Origin of the sequence: Streptomyces sclerotialus (assembly GCF_040907265.1) — a bacterium.
Lineage (GTDB): Bacteria > Actinomycetota > Actinomycetes > Streptomycetales > Streptomycetaceae > Streptomyces > Streptomyces sclerotialus.
This window is the reverse complement of sequence record NZ_JBFOHP010000002.1, coordinates 4,280,344-4,296,650: the sequence shown is the minus strand read 5'-3', so window position 1 is coordinate 4,296,650 and position 16,307 is coordinate 4,280,344. Positions and strand designations below refer to the sequence as shown.

The window sequence follows — 16,307 nt, the reverse complement described above, 5'->3', positions numbered from 1 at the left end:
GGACGGACGGCTCCGCTGCCGTGCGTCCGGGCCCGCCGCGTTCCTCCGGCTGTCTCGCCGACCGGGCTGCGGTTCCCGGTGGTCAGTCCCGGGCCGGGCCCCACTCGACCCGTGCCACGCCCTCGTACGGGGCGGTGTGCGGTGCGGCAGCGTGCTGCCGGCCCAGGACGAACACGTCCGGTGCCTGGTCCAGGACACCGCCCGAGGGGTCGTCGGCGCCGTCCCGGCGTACCCCGTCCCGGTCGGGCAGCAGCACGTCCCTGACCACCAGGGCGCACAGGTACAACGTGCCCAGCAGATGGAGCGCTATGGCCAGCTGGTAGCCCTCCGGCGGCAGTCCCTGGTGCTTGTCCCCGCTGCCGCTGTAGGCGAGGTAGAGCCAGATGCCGAGGAAGTACATGACCTCGCAGGCCTGCCAGACCAGGAAGTCCCGCCAGCGCGGGCGGGCCAGTGCGGCCAGCGGGATCAGCCAGAGCACGTACTGCGGTGAGTAGACCTTGTTGGTCAGGACGAAGAGCGCCACGACCAGGAACGCCAGCTGGGCCAGGCGCGGGCGGCGCGGCGCGTACAGGGCGAGCAGCGCGATGGCGCCACACCCGACGATCATCAGCAGCGTCGCGTAGGTGTTGGCGTACTCCAGCGGGTTGCCGGTGCGCTGGGAGATGAGCAGCCAGACGGAGCCGAAGTCGATCGGGCGCGCCTGGCTGAAGGTGTAGAACTTCTGCCAGCCGTCCCAGGCCGGCAGCATGACCGGCAGGTTCACCGCCAGCCAGGAGAAGACCGCGCCCCCCGTCGCCGCGCCGAACGCGCGCCACTTGCCGGCCCGCCAGCACAGGACGAACAGCGGGCCCAGCAGCAGGACCGGGTAGAGCTTGGCGGCGGTCGCCAGCCCGATGAAGACACCGGCGGCGAGCGGGCGGCTGCGCGCCCACAGCAGCATCGCCACCGCGGTCAGCGCGACCGCGAGCAGGTCCCAGTTGATGGTGGCGGTCAGCGCGAAGGCCGGCGCCAAGGCGAGGAGCAGTCCGTCCCAGGGGCGGTTGCGGTGGGTGCGGGCCACGCAGACCGCTATGACGGCGGCGCAGATCATGAGCATCCCTGCATTGGCCAGCCAGTAGATCTGCTCGCGGTGCTGCATCGTGCCGCCGTGCGGCGTCATCCAGGAGGCGACCTCCATGAACACCCCGGTCAGCACCGGGTATTCGAGGTACTGCATGTCGCCGGGGAGCCGGTCGAAGTAGGGGACCAGGTTCTCCGCGAAGCCGCGCCCGACGTAGAGATGCGGGATGTCGGAATAGCAGGCGTGGGTGTACTGGCTGGTGGCACCGAAGAACCACGCCCCGTTGTAGCAGGGCAGCTTCTGCACCATCCCCAGGGCGAACATCCCCAGGGCCACGAGAGCGATGACGCGTACCGGCGTCCACCAGCTCGCGCCGAGCTGTACGCGGCGGCCGAGCGGTCCGCCGATCAGCTCGCTGCCGGCCGCCGCCACCTCGTCCCGTTCCGTCGGCCGTACGGGCTCGTCCTGTCGCACGCTCGTCATGGGGTCATCCTGCCGCACGTCTCTGTGCTGGGAACGGCGAAGCCCCCGCCCGGGCATGCCGGGTCGGGGGCTCGTCGTTCTGCGGCCGCCGTTTCACGTGAAACCGGTCTGGCGTTTCACGTGAAACAGCGTGCGGTCATTCCTTGATGCCGTTGGGGCCTCCGAAGAAACCACCGTCGTCATCGCCGCCTGGTGTCTCGGTCACCGGTGGCGAAGGCTCGTCGCCCGGGTCTCCGGGTCCACCGGAAGGCCCGCCGTTGTCCTGACCGCCGTTGTCCTTGCAGGCGAGGTCCCAGGGCGAACAGGTCTCCGTGGGTGTGGCGCTGGGGGAGGACTCGTCGCTCGGGGTCTCGGACGGCGTCTCCGACGGCTCGTCCGACGGCTCGTCCGACGGCGTCGGCGTCGGAGTCGGGCTGGCGCTCTCGCCGTAGACGACCTTGCCGATCGGCTGAGGCTGCGGGAAGGGCAGCATCTCCTCGCCCTTCATGGCTTCCATCATGTAGTCGCGCCAGATCTCCGACGGGAACGAAGCTCCGTGGATCTTCTCCTCGCCGCCGACGCCGTACATCTTCAGGAACTTCTGGACCTTGGCCTGGTCGTTGACGCGCCACATGCCGATCGTGGTGGCCAGCTGCTTGGTGTAGCCCGCGAACCACGCCGACTTGTTGTCGTCGGTGGTACCGGTCTTGCCGGCCACCTCACGGCCGTCCGGCAGCTGCGCCGCCGTACCGGTGCCCTTCTTGACGACGGTCTTGAGCACGTCCGTGACGTTGTTGGCCACGTTCGGGTCGAAGGCCTGCTTGGTCTTCGCCACTTCCTTGTGGTTGAACTCCTCCACGCCGTCCTTGGTCACCGACTCCACGGAGTACGGGTCGGTCTGCTGACCGCTGGCGGCGAAGGTGGCGTAGGCACCGGCCAGCCGGATCGCGCTGGGCGCCGAGGTGCCCAGCGAGAACGTCGGCGTGGTCCGCGCCATGCTGTTGTCGTCCCGAAGACCGGCGGCGATCGCCTCCTGCTTCACCACGTCCGGTCCGACGTCCATGCCCAGCTGGATGTAGGGCGTGTTCACCGAGTACTGCATGGCGGTCCGCAGGCTGACCCGGCCCTTGTCCTCATTTCCGTCGTTGGCCTGGTGCCACTCGTTGCCGTCCTTGTCGTGCCAGACGGTCCGGTCGTAGTTGAGCAGCCGCAGCTTGTTGTCGCCGTTGTACATGCTGTTCGGCGACACGGGGGTACGGATGGCCGGGTTGCTCGGGTTGCGCACGCCCTTGTCCATCGCCGCGGCCAGGACGAACGGCTTGAACGTGGAGCCGACCTGGACGCCGGTGTAGTCGGCGTTGTTCGTGTAGTGCTCCGTGGCGTCCTTGCCGCCGTAGATGGCGACGATCTTGCCGGACTTCGGTTCGACCGATGCGCCGCCGAACTGCACGTACTTGTCGACCGCGCGCTGCTCGGGCTTCAGCGCCTGCTTGGAGACCTTCTCGACCGCCTTGGTCAGCTGCCCCATCTTCTTGCGGTCGAAGGTGGTGTGGATCGAGTAGCCGCCCTTTTTCAGCTCGGCTTCCGAGATGTCGGTGTTGGCGGTGATGTAGTTGTTGGCGAGGTCGACGAGGTAGCCCTTCTGGCCTCGCAGGTCCATCGCCTTCTTCGGCGGCCGCGGGCGCGGGAAGCCTTCCTTCGCGATCTTGGCCCGCTCGGTCTTGGACAGCCGCCCCACCTCGACTTCCCGGTCCAGCGTCCACGCCCAGCGTGCCTCGGCGCGCTTGAGGTTCGCGCCCTCGGCCTCCGTCGTGACGTACGGGTCGTACAGGTTCGGACCGTTGAGCAGCGAGGAGAGGAAGGCTCCCTCGCTCCTGGTGAGGTCTTCGCTGTCCTTGTTGTAGTAGGCGCGCGAAGCGGCCTGGATGCCGTAGGCACCACGCCCGTAGTACGCCGTGTTGAGGTACCCGGCCAGGATCTTGGGCTTGGGCTCCGAGGCGCCCACCTTTATCGAGATGAACAGCTCAGTGATCTTGCGCTTGAGCGTCTGTTCCTGGTTCAGGTAGGTGTTCTTCACGTACTGCTGGGTGATCGTCGAGCCACTCTGGGTCTCACCGCCCATGGCCATCTTGACCACCGCGCGGGCGATACCCATCGGGTCGACACCGGAGTCCGTCTCGAACGAGGCGTTCTCCGCGGAGATCACCGCGTCCTGCATGGACTGCGGGATCTGGCTGATCGGCACGATCTGGCGGTTGAGCTCACCGCCGCCGGCGACGACCATCTGCTTGCCGTCGGCCCAGTAGTAGACGTTCTTCTGCACTCCCGCGAGCTTCTGCGGGTTCGGTACGTCGACGTACGCCAGCGCGATGCCCGACAGACCGAGGACGAACGCGATGAAGCCCAGGCAGCTGCCCAGGACGAGACGCCAGGACGGTACCCAGCGGCGCGCTCCGTACTTGCCCGCGCGCGGGTAATCGATGAACCGCTTCTTGGGCGGCCGGCCGTCACCTCCGGCACCGCCACCGGAGCGGCGACCGCCACCGCGGCCGCGGCCTGCTCCACCGGCCGCCGCGCCGGCCGCTGCTTCGGGCGCCCGCCGGCGCCCGCCGCGTTGCGCAGCCCGGCGCGCCGCCGCCCGCCCCTGATACGGAGGCTCCTGCCCAGGTGCGCCGGACGGGGAGGCGGCGGAGGCTGACTGCCTCGCCGAACCGCGCGACGGCGCGGCACGACGGCCACTGGATTGCTGCTGTGCGGCGCGTCGGGCCGCGGCACGTCCGCCACCTTGCGGCTGCGGCGGTTTGCGACGGTGCTCGCTCATGGAACGGTTACTCCTCGGGCAGGCGCGCTATCTCATCGCCTGAAGGCGGCAGTTCACTTCAGGTCCCCCCGACAACACGGCCCGTATTGGTCGCACGGGCCGCACTACACCGGGGACGGAGACGTCACTTCTCGCCACTTGGTTCCCGGCAGTCTGCATGCCGCACAGACTACGCACGGCCAAAACCTGCCCAGGCTCGGAATTCACTCCAAATCAGTCAGGTTGGCTACGGCGAATCGTCGATGTGATCCCGTTCACCGTCCCTCCCCTTGTCCCGCCAGATGTGCCGTTCTATCGTCTGGATGTATCGAGTCGATACATCAGCTCGGCATAAAGAACGCACACAGCTGGGGAGGCGGAGGATGAGCAGACGGTCCGGCATCCTCGAATTCGCCGTGCTCGGCTTGTTGCGCGAGTCCCCCATGCACGGGTACGAGCTGCGGAAACGGCTCAACACCTCGCTGGGCGTCTTCCGGGCGTTCAGTTACGGCACCCTCTACCCCTGCCTCAAGTCCCTGGTCGCGCACGGCTGGCTGACCGAGGAGTCCGGGGAAGGAGCGGCTCAGGGCGCCCCCGCAGCATCACTCGCAGGACGCCGAGCCAAGATCGTCTACCGGTTGACGGCGGAGGGGAAGGAGCACTTCGAGGAGCTGCTCTCCCACTCGGGTCCGGACGCCTGGGAGGACGAGCACTTCGGTGTCCGGTTCGCCTTCTTCGGACAGACCTCGCGTGACGTGCGGATGCGTGTACTGGAGGGCCGGCGCAGCCGCCTGGAGGAGCGCCTCGAAAGGATGCGTGCCTCGCTGGCCCGCCGTGAGCGGCTCGACCAGTACACCCTTGAGCTGCAGCGACACGGTCTGGAATCCGTGGAGCGCGAAGTGCGCTGGCTGAACGAGCTGATCGAGAGCGAGCGGGCCGGGCGCGATCAGCGTGCCCAGGATCCCGCGGCCCCGGACCGGAACGAGTCAGGAGAGACGGGTGGCCTGCCCCGGAACCGGGGTGGATCCCGGCCGGATCCGTCCGATGACACCGCCACATGAGGCTCCGCAGCCGCGGAGCCGCGTCGAGAACAAACAGGGAGCAACCGGAATGGGTTCGGTTCGCGTAGCCGTCGTCGGCGTGGGCAACTGCGCCGCATCGTTGGTGCAGGGCGTCGAGTACTACAAGGACGCCGACCCGGACAGCCGCGTGCCCGGTCTGATGCACGTGCAGTTCGGTGACTACCACGTGCGTGACATCGAGTTCGTGGCTGCCTTCGACGTCGACGCCAAGAAGGTCGGCCTCGACCTCGCCGACGCCATCGGCGCCAGCGAGAACAACACCATCAAGATCTGTGACGTGCCGCGCACCGGCGTGACCGTCCAGCGCGGCCACACCCTCGACGGTCTCGGCAAGTACTACCGCCAGACCATCGAGGAGTCCGACGAGGCCCCCGTCGACGTCGTCCAGGTCCTCAAGGACCAGCAGGTCGACGTCCTGGTGTGCTACCTCCCCGTCGGCTCCGAGGACGCGGCGAAGTACTACGCCCAGTGCGCCATCGACGCCAAGGTCGCCTTCGTCAACGCCCTCCCGGTCTTCATCGCCGGCACCAAGGAGTGGGCGGACAAGTTCACCGAGGCGGGCGTCCCGATCGTCGGTGACGACATCAAGTCCCAGGTGGGCGCCACCATCACGCACCGCGTGATGGCCAAGCTCTTCGAGGACCGGGGCGTCATCCTGGACCGCACGATGCAGCTGAACGTCGGCGGCAACATGGACTTCAAGAACATGCTCGAGCGCGAGCGCCTGGAGTCCAAGAAGATCTCCAAGACGCAGGCCGTCACCTCCCAGATCACCGACCGCGAGCTGGGCGAGGACAACGTCCACATCGGTCCGTCGGACTTCGTCGCCTGGCTGGACGACCGCAAGTGGGCCTACGTCCGCCTGGAGGGCCGTGCCTTCGGTGACGTCCCGCTGAACCTGGAGTACAAGCTCGAGGTCTGGGACTCCCCGAACTCCGCCGGCGTCATCATCGACGCGCTGCGCGCCGCGAAGATCGCCAAGGACCGCGGCATCGGCGGCCCGGTCCTCTCCGCCTCCTCGTACTTCATGAAGTCCCCGCCGGTCCAGTACTTCGACAACGAGGCCCGGGACAACGTCGAGAAGTTCATCAAGGGCGAGGTCGAGCGCTGACACAGCGACCGGCGGACGCCCACGCGACCGCACCGACCTGACACCCGCGGGCCTCTGGAAGTCTCCCCAGGGGCCCGCGGCCTGTGTGAGGCTATGGCCCATGGCCGCCGCGCGTGATCTCCGCGTACTCCTCCGCCGCCGAGACTTCCGCCGGCTGCTGGCCGTCCGGCTGCTCTCCCAGGCCGCCGACGGTGTGTACCAGGTCGCCCTCGCCTCGTACGTCGTCTTCTCACCCGAGAAGCAGGCATCTCCCGCCGCCATCGCCTCCGCGATGGCGGTGTTGCTGCTCCCCTACTCCGTGCTCGGCCCGTTCGCCGGCGTCTTCCTGGACCGCTGGCGCCGCCGCCAGGTCCTGCTCCACGGCAATCTGCTGCGCACGGTACTGGCGGCCGCGACCGCACTGCTCCTCCTCGCCGGCGTACCGGACTGGCTCTTCTACGCCTCGGCACTGAGCGTCACCGCGGTCAACCGCTTCGTTCTGGCCGGACTGTCGGCCGCGCTGCCGCGAGTCGTCGACAACGCCGAGGCGCTCGTGGTGGCCAATTCCCTGTCCCCCACGGCCGGCACGCTCGCGGCCACCGCGGGCGGCGGCCTCGCCTTCGCCGTACGGCTGGTCGGCGTGGAATCCGACGCGGTGTCCGTCCTGCTCGGCGCCGCCCTCTACCTCTGCGCCGCAGGCGTCGCACTGCGCATCCCGCCGGGGCTCCTCGGCCCGGACCCCCGGCGGGTGTCACCACGGCTCACCGCCGCGCTGCTGCACACCGCCCGCGAGCTCAGCGCCGGGCTGGCTCACCTCCGCAAGCGCCGGTCCGCCGCCCGTGCCCTGACGGCGATGGCGCTGATGCGCTTCTGCTACGGCGCACTGACGATCACGGTGCTGATGCTGTGCCGCGCCTATTGGCCGATACACGGGCCGGACGGCATGGCATCACTGGGCCTCGCGGTCGCCGCTTCCGGCGTCGGGTTCTTCGCGGCGGCGGTAGTGACGCCCACGGCTGTGACCCGGCTGACCGCCACCGGCTGGATCGCGGTGTGTGCGGGGGCTGCCGCCGTGCTGGTCCCCGCGCTCAGCCTCTCCTTCACCCTGACGCCCGTGCTCGTCGCCGCCTTCGCCCTCGGCCTCGCCACACAGGGCGCGAAGATCGCCACGGACACCGAGGTGCAGCATGCCGTGGACGACGCGTTCCGCGGTCGGGTCTTCGCCCTGTACGACGTCCTCTTCCACACCGCTTTCGTCGGCGCGGCCGGGGTGGCGGCCCTGGTGCTGCCGCCCGACGGGCGCTCGCCCGCACTGATCGTCGGTGTGGCCGTGCTGCATCTGGCCGTCGCCCTCGCCATGGCGCGCGCACGTGTTTCACGTGAAACCTCGCGCCGGCCGACTCAGTAGCGAGGCGACGCTTCTGATGTTTCACGTGAAACACCGCCCGACCGATGAACGGTCCGGGCGGTGCGGGCGGTGTTTCACGTGAAACGAGCGATCAGCTCTGCTCGGCCCACCATTTCTTGAGCGCCTCGACCGCCGCCTCACGGCCCATCGGGCCGTTCTCCAGCCGGAGCTCCAGCAGGTACTTGTAGGCCTTCCCGACCTCCGGCCCGGGTGCGATGCCCAGCACCTGCATGATGTCGTTGCCGTCCAGGTCCGGCCGGATCGCGTCCAGCTCCTCCTGCTCCTGCAGCCGCGCGATGCGCTCCTCGAGCCCGTCGTACGCCCGCGAGAGGGCATTGGCCTTGCGCTTGTTGCGCGTGGTGCAGTCCGAGCGGGTCAGCTTGTGCAGCCGTGTCAGCAGCGGGCCGGCGTCCCGTACGTACCGGCGGACCGCCGAGTCCGTCCACTCGCCCGTGCCGTAGCCGTGGAACCGCAGGTGCAGCTCCACCAGACGCGAGACGTCCTTGACCATCTCGTTGGAGTACTTCAGCGCGGTCATCCGCTTCTTGGTCATCTTCGCGCCCACCACCTCGTGGTGGTGGAAGGAGACCCGGCCGTCCTTCTCGAACCGGCGCGTCCTCGGCTTGCCGATGTCATGGAGCAGCGCCGCCAGCCGCAGTACCAGGTCCGGGCCGTCCTCCTCCAGGTCGATGGCCTGCTCCAGGACGGTCAGCGAGTGCTCGTAGACGTCCTTGTGGCGGTGATGCTCGTCACTCTCCAGCCGCAGCGCCGGCAGCTCCGGCAGCACCCGGTCGGCGATGCCGCTCTCGACCAGAAGCTTCAGACCCTTGCGGGGGTGCGCCCCCAGGAGCAGCTTGTTGAGCTCGTCACGCACCCGCTCGGCGGAGATGATGTCGATCCGGTCCGCCATCTTCTTCATCGCGGCCACGACCTCGGGCGCCACGGTGAAGTCCAGCTGCGCGGCGAAGCGCGCCGCCCGCATCATCCGCAGCGGATCGTCGGAGAAGGATTCCTGCGGGGTGCCCGGCGTACGCAGCACCCGCGCCGCGAGGTCCTCCAGACCGTTGTGCGGGTCGATGAACTCCTTCTCCGGGAGCGCCACCGCCATGGCGTTCACCGTGAAGTCCCGGCGCACCAGATCGTCCTCGATGGAGTCGCCGTAGGACACCTCGGGCTTGCGCGAGGTGCGGTCGTACGCCTCCGAGCGGTACGTCGTGATCTCGATGTCGAAGGAGCTCTTCTTGCAGCCGACGGTGCCGAAGGCGATGCCGACCTCCCAGAGCGCGTCCGCCCACGGCCGCACGATCTTCAGTACGTCCTCGGGGCGGGCGTCCGTGGTGAAGTCCAGGTCGTTGCCGAGCCGGCCGAGCAGGGCATCCCGTACCGAACCACCGACCAGGGCAAGTGTGAACCCGGCCTCCTGAAAACGGCGGGCCAGATCGTCCGCGACGGGGGAGACGCGCAGCAGCTCACTGACGGCGCGGCGCTGCACCTGGTTCAGCGCCTGCGTCGACTCTGCGCTGCGCTCGTTCTGCGGGGCGTGGGTGTCATTGTTGGCGTTCGGCACAACAGGACAGGGTACGTGCCCGCGCCGCGCGAGGCGGACGCGTATAAAGCGGACACGTATAAAGGGGACAAGCACGCGGAGACCGGCGCCGCACGATCAGGTGGAGCAGTCCGCAGCACTTCGCCACAGCGGTCATCGTTACCATGCGTGGACGCACATAGCGACGACCACTGACGACGACGAGGGACGGGCGAGCGCGTGGCCGATGCGGCAGGGTTTCCGGTGACCGAACGGCCGCGTGGCCGATGGCTGCGACGCGTCGCTGCGCTCGTCGCCGGTGCACCGCTGCTGGCCGGCCTGATGCAGGTTCCCGCCGCGCAGGAAGCACACGCCGCTCCCGCCGGCTCCCGCACCGTCGACGTCGACATCGACTCGCTCACCCCGCCGGCGTCCGGGAAGTCCGACGCCGCGGTCACCGTCACCGGCAGCATCACCAACGAGGGCCGCGCGACGATCACCGACGGGCACATCGGGCTGCGCCGCGGCCCCGTACTGAACAACCGCAGCTCCATCGACGACGTCGCCCGGCGCACCGGCTACTCCGCCGGCCTGGACGGCCAGGAGGTCGGCGGGAAGACCGAGAAGGTCGAGAAGCTGGAGCCGGGCGTCTCGCGGCCCTTCTCCCTCCGCGTCCCGGTCAAGAAGCTGCGCCTGAGCAAGGACGGCGTCTACCAGCTCGGCGTCTCCTTCTCCGGCCGGACCAGGAGCGCCGCGTACGAGCACGTGCTCGGCATCGAGCGCACCTTCCTGCCCTGGCAGGAGGCGGAGGCCTCGAAGAAGACCGGGCTCGCGTACATGTGGCCGCTGATCTCCAAGACGCACCTCACCGCGGAGACCGAGGGCGACGAGCAGCAGACGCCGATCTTCCGCGACGACAAGCTGGCGGCCGAGATCGCCCCCGGCGGGCGGCTGCAGCAGCTCGTCGCCCTCGGCAAGGACCTGCCGGTCACCTTCGTCGTCGATCCCGATCTGCTCGCCTCTGTCGACGCCATGACCGGCCGCTACAAGGTCGAGGGGCCGAACGGCACCACCACCCCGGGCCGGAACCAGGAGGTCGCCAAGCAGTGGCTGAGCGACCTGGAGCAGGCCGTCCAGGCCCACGAGGTCGTCGCGCTGCCGTTCGCCGACCCCGACCTCGCCTCGCTGGCCCACAAGGGCAAGGCCGTACCCAGCGCGCTGAGCCACCTCGGCCCGGCCACCGACCTGGCGTCGAAGACCGTGGAGACCGTCCTGCCGGGCGTGAAGGCGCGTACCGACTTCGCCTGGCCCGTGGACGGCGCGGTGGACTCCTCCGTCGTGGACGTGGCCACGTCCGCCGGTGCCCACAACGTGATCGCCCGCAGCGACAGCATGCGGGAGAGCGGCCTGTCCTACACCCCCACCTCCGCCCGGCCCATCGGTGGCGGCAACACCGCTGTGGTCGCGGACGCCGGACTGTCCACCGCCTTCACCGGTGACCTGTCCAAGGCCGCCTCCGCGAACCTGGCGGTACAGAACTTCCTCGCCCAGTCCCTGATGATCAATCTCCAGGATCCCTCGCGTCAGCGCAGCATCGTCGTGGCGCCGCAGCGGATGCCCACCGCGAGCCAGGCACAGGCCATGGCGAAGGCGGTACGGGCCCTGGACGACAGCGGCTGGGCCGAGGCGCAGGATCTCAGCGACGCGGCCAAGGCCAAGCCCGACCCCAACGCCAGCCGCCGGGTCCCCGGCTCGGCCTCCTACCCGGCCTCGCTGCGCAAGCACGAGCTGCCGGCGGCCGCCTTCCGCCAGGCGGAGGAGACCCGTACCGCGCTGGACGACTTCAAGGTCATCCTGGCCGAGCCGTGGCGGGTCGAGACCCCCTTCGGCAACGCGATCATGCGGATGATGTCGACGGAGTGGCGCGGCGACGCCAAGGGCGCCCAGGCGTTCCGCAAGTCCGTCCGCAGCTATCTGGACGGTCTGACGACGAAGGTGCACCTGATCCAGAAGTCGGACGCCACGCTCTCCGGGCGCAGCGCCACGATTCCGGTCACGGTGCAGAACAACCTCGTCAGGGGCGTCGAGGACATGACGCTGCGGCTCACCTCGTCCCAGCCCAACCGCCTGGACGTGGGTGAACCGCAGACGATCGACGTCGAGGGCGGCCACAGCCAGTCCTTCAAGTTCGACACCACCGCGAACGCCAACGGACCGGTCCAGGTCACCGCGCAGCTCTACACCGCCGACGGCAAGCGGTACGGCCGGGCGATGACCTTCGAGGTGAACGTCACCGAGATCACCGCTACGGTCATGCTCGTCATCGCGGGCGGCGTGCTGCTGCTCGTGCTCGCCGGCGTACGGATCTACCTCCAGCGCAAGCGTGCGGCGGCCCGTGAGGACGACGGCGGCACGGACGGCGGAACCGGTACGGACGACGGCGGCGTCGGCTCGGACGACGGTGACGGTGCTCCGGACCCGGACAGCTCGGGCCAGGAGGGCGCCGGCGCGGACGGCCGGCCCGCGGGCGGTGGCGGATCCGGGCAGCCGGGTGACCCGGCGCCGGACACCGGTTCGGAAAGCACGGACGCGTCCGGCTCGGGTGAGAAAGTGGACCGTTGATACATGGCGGGGCCGGATGGCCGGCGACGGATGAGGTGGGGCAGCTATGAATGCGCCGTACGACGGTGACCGCGGCCGGGCTGCGGGCGACGACGCCGCAGACCGGGCCCCACGACCGCCGCAGACACCGGACCCCTACGTGCAGGACGCCTACTCCCGGGCGCCCTTCCCGTCACAGGACCTCACGAACCAGGATCCGGTGGCCGACGCGCTGAACGACAGGGCGGCCCACCCGCCGCAGGCGGGCCCGCACCCGCCGCAGTACCAGCAGCCGCCGGCCCCCCGGCACACTCCTGATCCGCAGGCGTGGCCGGCGCCGGCTCCCGGGCCGCACGGTGCCCCCGGGTACCAGCCGCACTACGGCGACGCCACGGCGACCAGCCAGTTCGTCGGCGTGGACGACCTGATCACCCAGGCCGCCGACCGGCCGCCGGAGCCGGACGCCTTCGCCCACCTCTACCGCGACCAGCGGGCGCCGGAGCCACAGCGGCCACCGGCCCAGAACAGCGGTCCCGGCCCGTACCAGGGTCCGTACCAGCCGGCCGGCGGACAGTACCCGTATCCGCCTGGTAACGGGCAGTACGAGCCCGGGAACGGAGAGTTCGAACCGGCGGGCGGGCCGCAGCCCGTCCCCCCGGCCGGGTCTCCGTCGGCGCCTGCACCGGAGGCACCGGAGCCCGAGGGGAACGGCGGCGGCAAAGCGAGCAGGCTGCTGAAGTCCAGCGCCGTGATGGCCGCCGGCACCATGGTCTCCCGGCTCACCGGTTTCGTCCGCAATGCGCTGATCGCCTCCGCGCTGGGCGCTGCCGTCCTCGGTGACTCCTGGCAGGTCGCGTACACGCTGCCCACGATGATCTTCATTCTGACCATCGGCGGCGGCCTGAACTCGGTGTTCGTGCCGCAGCTGGTGCGGGCGATGAAGGAGGACGAGGACGGCGGCGAGGCGTACGCCAACCGCCTGCTGACCCTGGTGATGGTGATCCTCGGTGCCCTCACCGTCGTGGCCGTGTTCGCGGCGCCATGGCTGGTACGGGCGATGTCCGGGTTCGCACCCGACTCGGCCAGCTTCGAGGTCGCCGTCGCCTTCACCCGGTACTGCGTGCCCACGATCTTCTTCATGGGCGTCCACGTGGTCATGGGCCAGGTGCTCAACGCCCGCGGGCGCTTCGGCGCGATGATGTGGACCCCGGTCCTCAACAATGTCGTCATGATCAGCACCTTCGCGCTGTTCATCTGGGTCTACGGCAGTGCCAGCTCCTCGCACATCGGCGTGACGACCATCCCCGACGCCGGCATCCGGCTGCTGGGCATCGGCACGCTGCTCGGCCTGGTCGTCCAGGCGCTGGCGATGATCCCGTACCTGCGCGACGCCGGCTTCAAGCTGCGGCTGCGGTTCGACTGGCGCGGCCACGGCCTGGGCAAGGCCGCCAAGCTCGCCAAGTGGACCGTGCTGTTCGTGCTGGCCAACCAGGCCGGCGTCCTCGTCGTCTCCAAGCTCTCCACGCTGGCGGGCGAGAAGGCCGCCGGCCAGGGGCACCCCGGCACCGGCTACATGGCGTACTCCAACGCCCAGCTGATCTGGAACATGCCGCACGCGATCATCACCGTCTCCGTGATGGCCGCCATGCTGCCGCGCCTGTCGCGCTCCGCGCACGACGGGGACGTCGGTGCCGTCCGTGACGACATCTCCCAGGGACTGCGCACCTCCGCCGTGGCCATCGTGCCGATCTCGTTCGGCTTCCTCGCCCTCGGCATCCCGATGTGCACCCTGATCTTCGCCGGATCCGGTTCCGACGCCGGCGTCTCCATGGGCTACATGCTCATGGCCTTCGGTCTCGGCCTGATCCCCTTCTCCGTGCAGTACGTCGTCCTGCGTGCCTTCTACGCGTACGAGGACACTCGCACCCCCTTCTACAACACGCTGATCGTCGCCGCGGTCAACGCCGCCGCCTCGGCGCTGTGCTACCTCGTCCTGCCCACCCGCTGGGCCGTGGTGGGCATGGCCGCCTCCTACGGCCTGGCGTACATCATCGGCATCGGCGTGGCGTGGCGACGGCTGCGCAAGCGGCTGGGCGGCGACTTGGACGGTGCGCACGTGGTGCGTACGTACGCCAGGCTGGCCGGCGCGAGCGTTCCCGCCACCCTGTTCTCCGGCGCCGCGGTGTACGGGATCATCCAGGGGCTGGGTACCGGCGTCCTGGGGTCGCTCGTCGCGCTGGTCGGCGGCAGTGCCGTCCTTCTGGTGGTCTTCTACGCCGCCGCGAAGAAGATGCGCATCGAGGAACTGAACGCCCTGGTCGGCATGGTGCGCGGCAAGCTGGGGCGCTGAGAGAGCACAACCTTCGTCCGCCACTGTGTGTCGTGCATAGTGGCGGTCTGTGGGCACAATTGACTTGGCTCTTTTGAGCATGCAACGGATGGGGAGGCAGGAACGACGGTGGCGGAACGGAGCACGGCTGCCGTCGACGTGGCCGACACGAGCGGTGGAGAGCCGCTCGCCGCCAAGGCGGACGAGGCCACGACCGACGGCATGAAGGCCGAGAAGGTGGCCGACGCGGCGCAGGACACCGCGGACAGCGACGCGAAGGGTGCCACAGCAGCCGAGGCGGAGCCGCCCGAACTGCACAGCGGTCACAAGCTCGCCAGGCGTTACCGTCTGGAGGAGTGCGTCACCCGACTGGACGGCTTCAGCAGCTGGCGTGCCGTCGACGAGAAACTGCGTCGCGCCGTCGGGGTGCACATCCTGCCCGCCGACCACCCGCGCGCCCGCCCCGTGCTCTCCGCCGCACGGTCCGCCGCGCTGCTCGGCGATCCGCGCTTCGTCCAGGTCCTCGACGCCGTCGAGGAGAACGACCTGGTCTACGTCGTCCACGAATGGCTCCCGGACGCCACTGAACTGACGACCGTCCTCGCCTCCGGCCCGCTCGAACCGCACGACACCTACCAGCTCGTGACCCAGGTCTCCCAGGCGATGGCCGCCGCCCACCGCGAGGGCCTGGCGCACCTCCGGCTGACCCCCGGTTCCGTCCTGCGCACCTCCTCCGGTCAGTACCGCATCCGGGGCCTGGCCATCATGGCCGCGCTGCGCGGTCTGACGAGTGAGCATCCGCAGCGCGCCGACACCGAGGCGATCGGCGCCCTGCTGTACGCAGCGCTCACCCAGCGCTGGCCGTACGAGAACGACGCGTACGGCCTGTCCGGGCTGCCCAAGGGCGTCGGCCTGATCGCGCCCGACCAGGTGCGGGCCGGTGTGCACCGCGGCCTGTCCGAGCTGGCCATGCGCGCCCTGGTCAACGACGGCGCCACCGCCTCCCGCCAGGAGCAGCCCTGCACCACGCCGGAGGAGCTGGCCAAGGCCGTCGGCGCGATGCCGCGCATCCGGCCGCCGGAGCCCTCCTTCACCACCCCGCCGCCCTACCAGCGCACCGCCTACCAGCAGGGCTCGTACGGTCAGCAGTCCGGCACCGGGCGCGCCGGGGCACCCGCCACCCGTCCGGTTCCCACCCCGCCGGCACCGCTGCAGAGCCGCACCGGCAGGGCGGCGAAGTGGTGCGTCTCCGCACTGCTGATCGCCGCCCTGGGCCTGGGCAGCTGGCAGCTGGCCGACACGCTCCTGAAGGACCGGAACCAGGACGACTCGGGGAGCTCCCAGACCACCGGAGAGCACGCCGAGTCGGCGTCGGGCAAGCCGGTGAGGGTGTACAAGGTCATGGACTTCGACCCGCCGCCGGGCGGAGACGGTACGGAGAACCCCCAGGAGGCCACCAAGGCCGCCGACGGCAACGAAGAGACGTACTGGCCGACCCGCAACTACTACGGCCGCTCCGATCTCGGCGGGCTCAAGCCCGGCGTGGGGCTGGTTCTCGACCTCAAAAAGGTCCAGCAGGTCGGCACCGTCAAGGTCGATCTCGTCGGGGACACCTCGCTCGAATTCCGTGCCGCGCCCGAGGACAGCAGCGGTGCGCCCACGAGTCTGGCCGGATTCAAGAAGGTCGCCGACGGGACGGGGGAGTCCGTCACGCTCCACGCCAAGGAGCCGATCAAGACACGTTACGTATTGGTCTGGCTCACCGACCTCCCGTTGAAGGACGATGGCAACTACCGGGGCCAGATCAAGGAGATCAAGGTCCTCAGCTAGGGGTGGGCAGCAGGGGGGCGCCAAGATGTCGACGCGGACGACGGCCGGCACGCACAGGGGCTCCCCGGGCCTCCTCGGGCGCCCATGGCCGACCACCGTGGCCGTCGTCCTGGAGCCTGG

At 69.6% G+C, this 16,307-nt stretch carries 9 protein-coding genes; 6 read left to right on the top strand and 3 right to left on the bottom strand.

All coding sequences use genetic code 11. The features are described from left to right. Positions 1-82 precede the first annotated feature (82 nt). Together AAC944_RS19090 and AAC944_RS19085 are read right to left on the bottom strand one after the other, a co-directional pair. Entirely contained in the window at positions 83-1,543 is a 1,461-nt protein-coding gene (locus AAC944_RS19090) for a glycosyltransferase family 87 protein (RefSeq protein ID WP_030615295.1), read from the bottom strand. A gap of 136 nt (positions 1,544-1,679) precedes the next feature. After that, complete coding sequence (locus tag AAC944_RS19085) at positions 1,680-4,343, bottom strand: transglycosylase domain-containing protein (protein ID WP_030615292.1); 2,664 nt, start codon at positions 4,341-4,343, stop codon at positions 1,680-1,682. Between the two features lie 362 nt (positions 4,344-4,705). Here AAC944_RS19085 and AAC944_RS19080 point away from each other — a divergent pair, with 362 nt between their 5' ends. The 3 genes from AAC944_RS19080 to AAC944_RS19070 all read left to right on the top strand — a co-directional run bounded on the left by AAC944_RS19080 (position 4,706) and on the right by AAC944_RS19070 (position 7,902). Then, a complete protein-coding gene (locus AAC944_RS19080; RefSeq protein ID WP_030615289.1) occupies positions 4,706-5,383 on the top strand; it encodes a PadR family transcriptional regulator in 678 nt (225 codons plus the stop codon). A gap of 49 nt (positions 5,384-5,432) precedes the next feature. Then, positions 5,433-6,515 (top strand): inositol-3-phosphate synthase, encoded by a 1,083-nt coding sequence (locus AAC944_RS19075; protein ID WP_030615286.1) that lies wholly within the window; start codon positions 5,433-5,435, stop codon positions 6,513-6,515. Positions 6,516-6,615: 100 nt separating this feature from the next. Beyond that, on the top strand, positions 6,616-7,902 hold the full coding sequence (locus tag AAC944_RS19070; protein WP_030615284.1) for an MFS transporter: 1,287 nt from the start codon (positions 6,616-6,618) through the stop codon (positions 7,900-7,902). Positions 7,903-7,993: 91 nt separating this feature from the next. On the opposite strand, the gene AAC944_RS19065 is transcribed toward AAC944_RS19070, so the two are convergent. Next, complete coding sequence (locus AAC944_RS19065) at positions 7,994-9,469, bottom strand: CCA tRNA nucleotidyltransferase (protein ID WP_030615281.1); 1,476 nt, start codon at positions 9,467-9,469, stop codon at positions 7,994-7,996. 198 nt (positions 9,470-9,667) lie between these two features. Between AAC944_RS19065 and AAC944_RS19060 the strand changes: the two genes are divergently transcribed. The 3 genes from AAC944_RS19060 to AAC944_RS19050 all read left to right on the top strand — a co-directional run bounded on the left by AAC944_RS19060 (position 9,668) and on the right by AAC944_RS19050 (position 16,187). Beyond that, positions 9,668-12,049, top strand: a complete 2,382-nt coding sequence (locus AAC944_RS19060; RefSeq protein ID WP_030615278.1) for a DUF6049 family protein — start codon at positions 9,668-9,670, stop codon at positions 12,047-12,049. A 46-nt stretch (positions 12,050-12,095) separates the two neighbouring features. Continuing rightward, positions 12,096-14,378 carry a murein biosynthesis integral membrane protein MurJ gene (gene murJ, locus AAC944_RS19055; protein WP_030615274.1) on the top strand — a complete coding sequence of 761 codons (2,283 nt, stop codon included), beginning with the start codon at positions 12,096-12,098 and terminating at the stop codon, positions 14,376-14,378. A gap of 108 nt (positions 14,379-14,486) precedes the next feature. Further along, entirely contained in the window at positions 14,487-16,187 is a 1,701-nt protein-coding gene (locus tag AAC944_RS19050) for a protein kinase family protein (RefSeq protein WP_030615271.1), read from the top strand. The last annotated feature ends 120 nt before the right edge of the window (positions 16,188-16,307 follow it).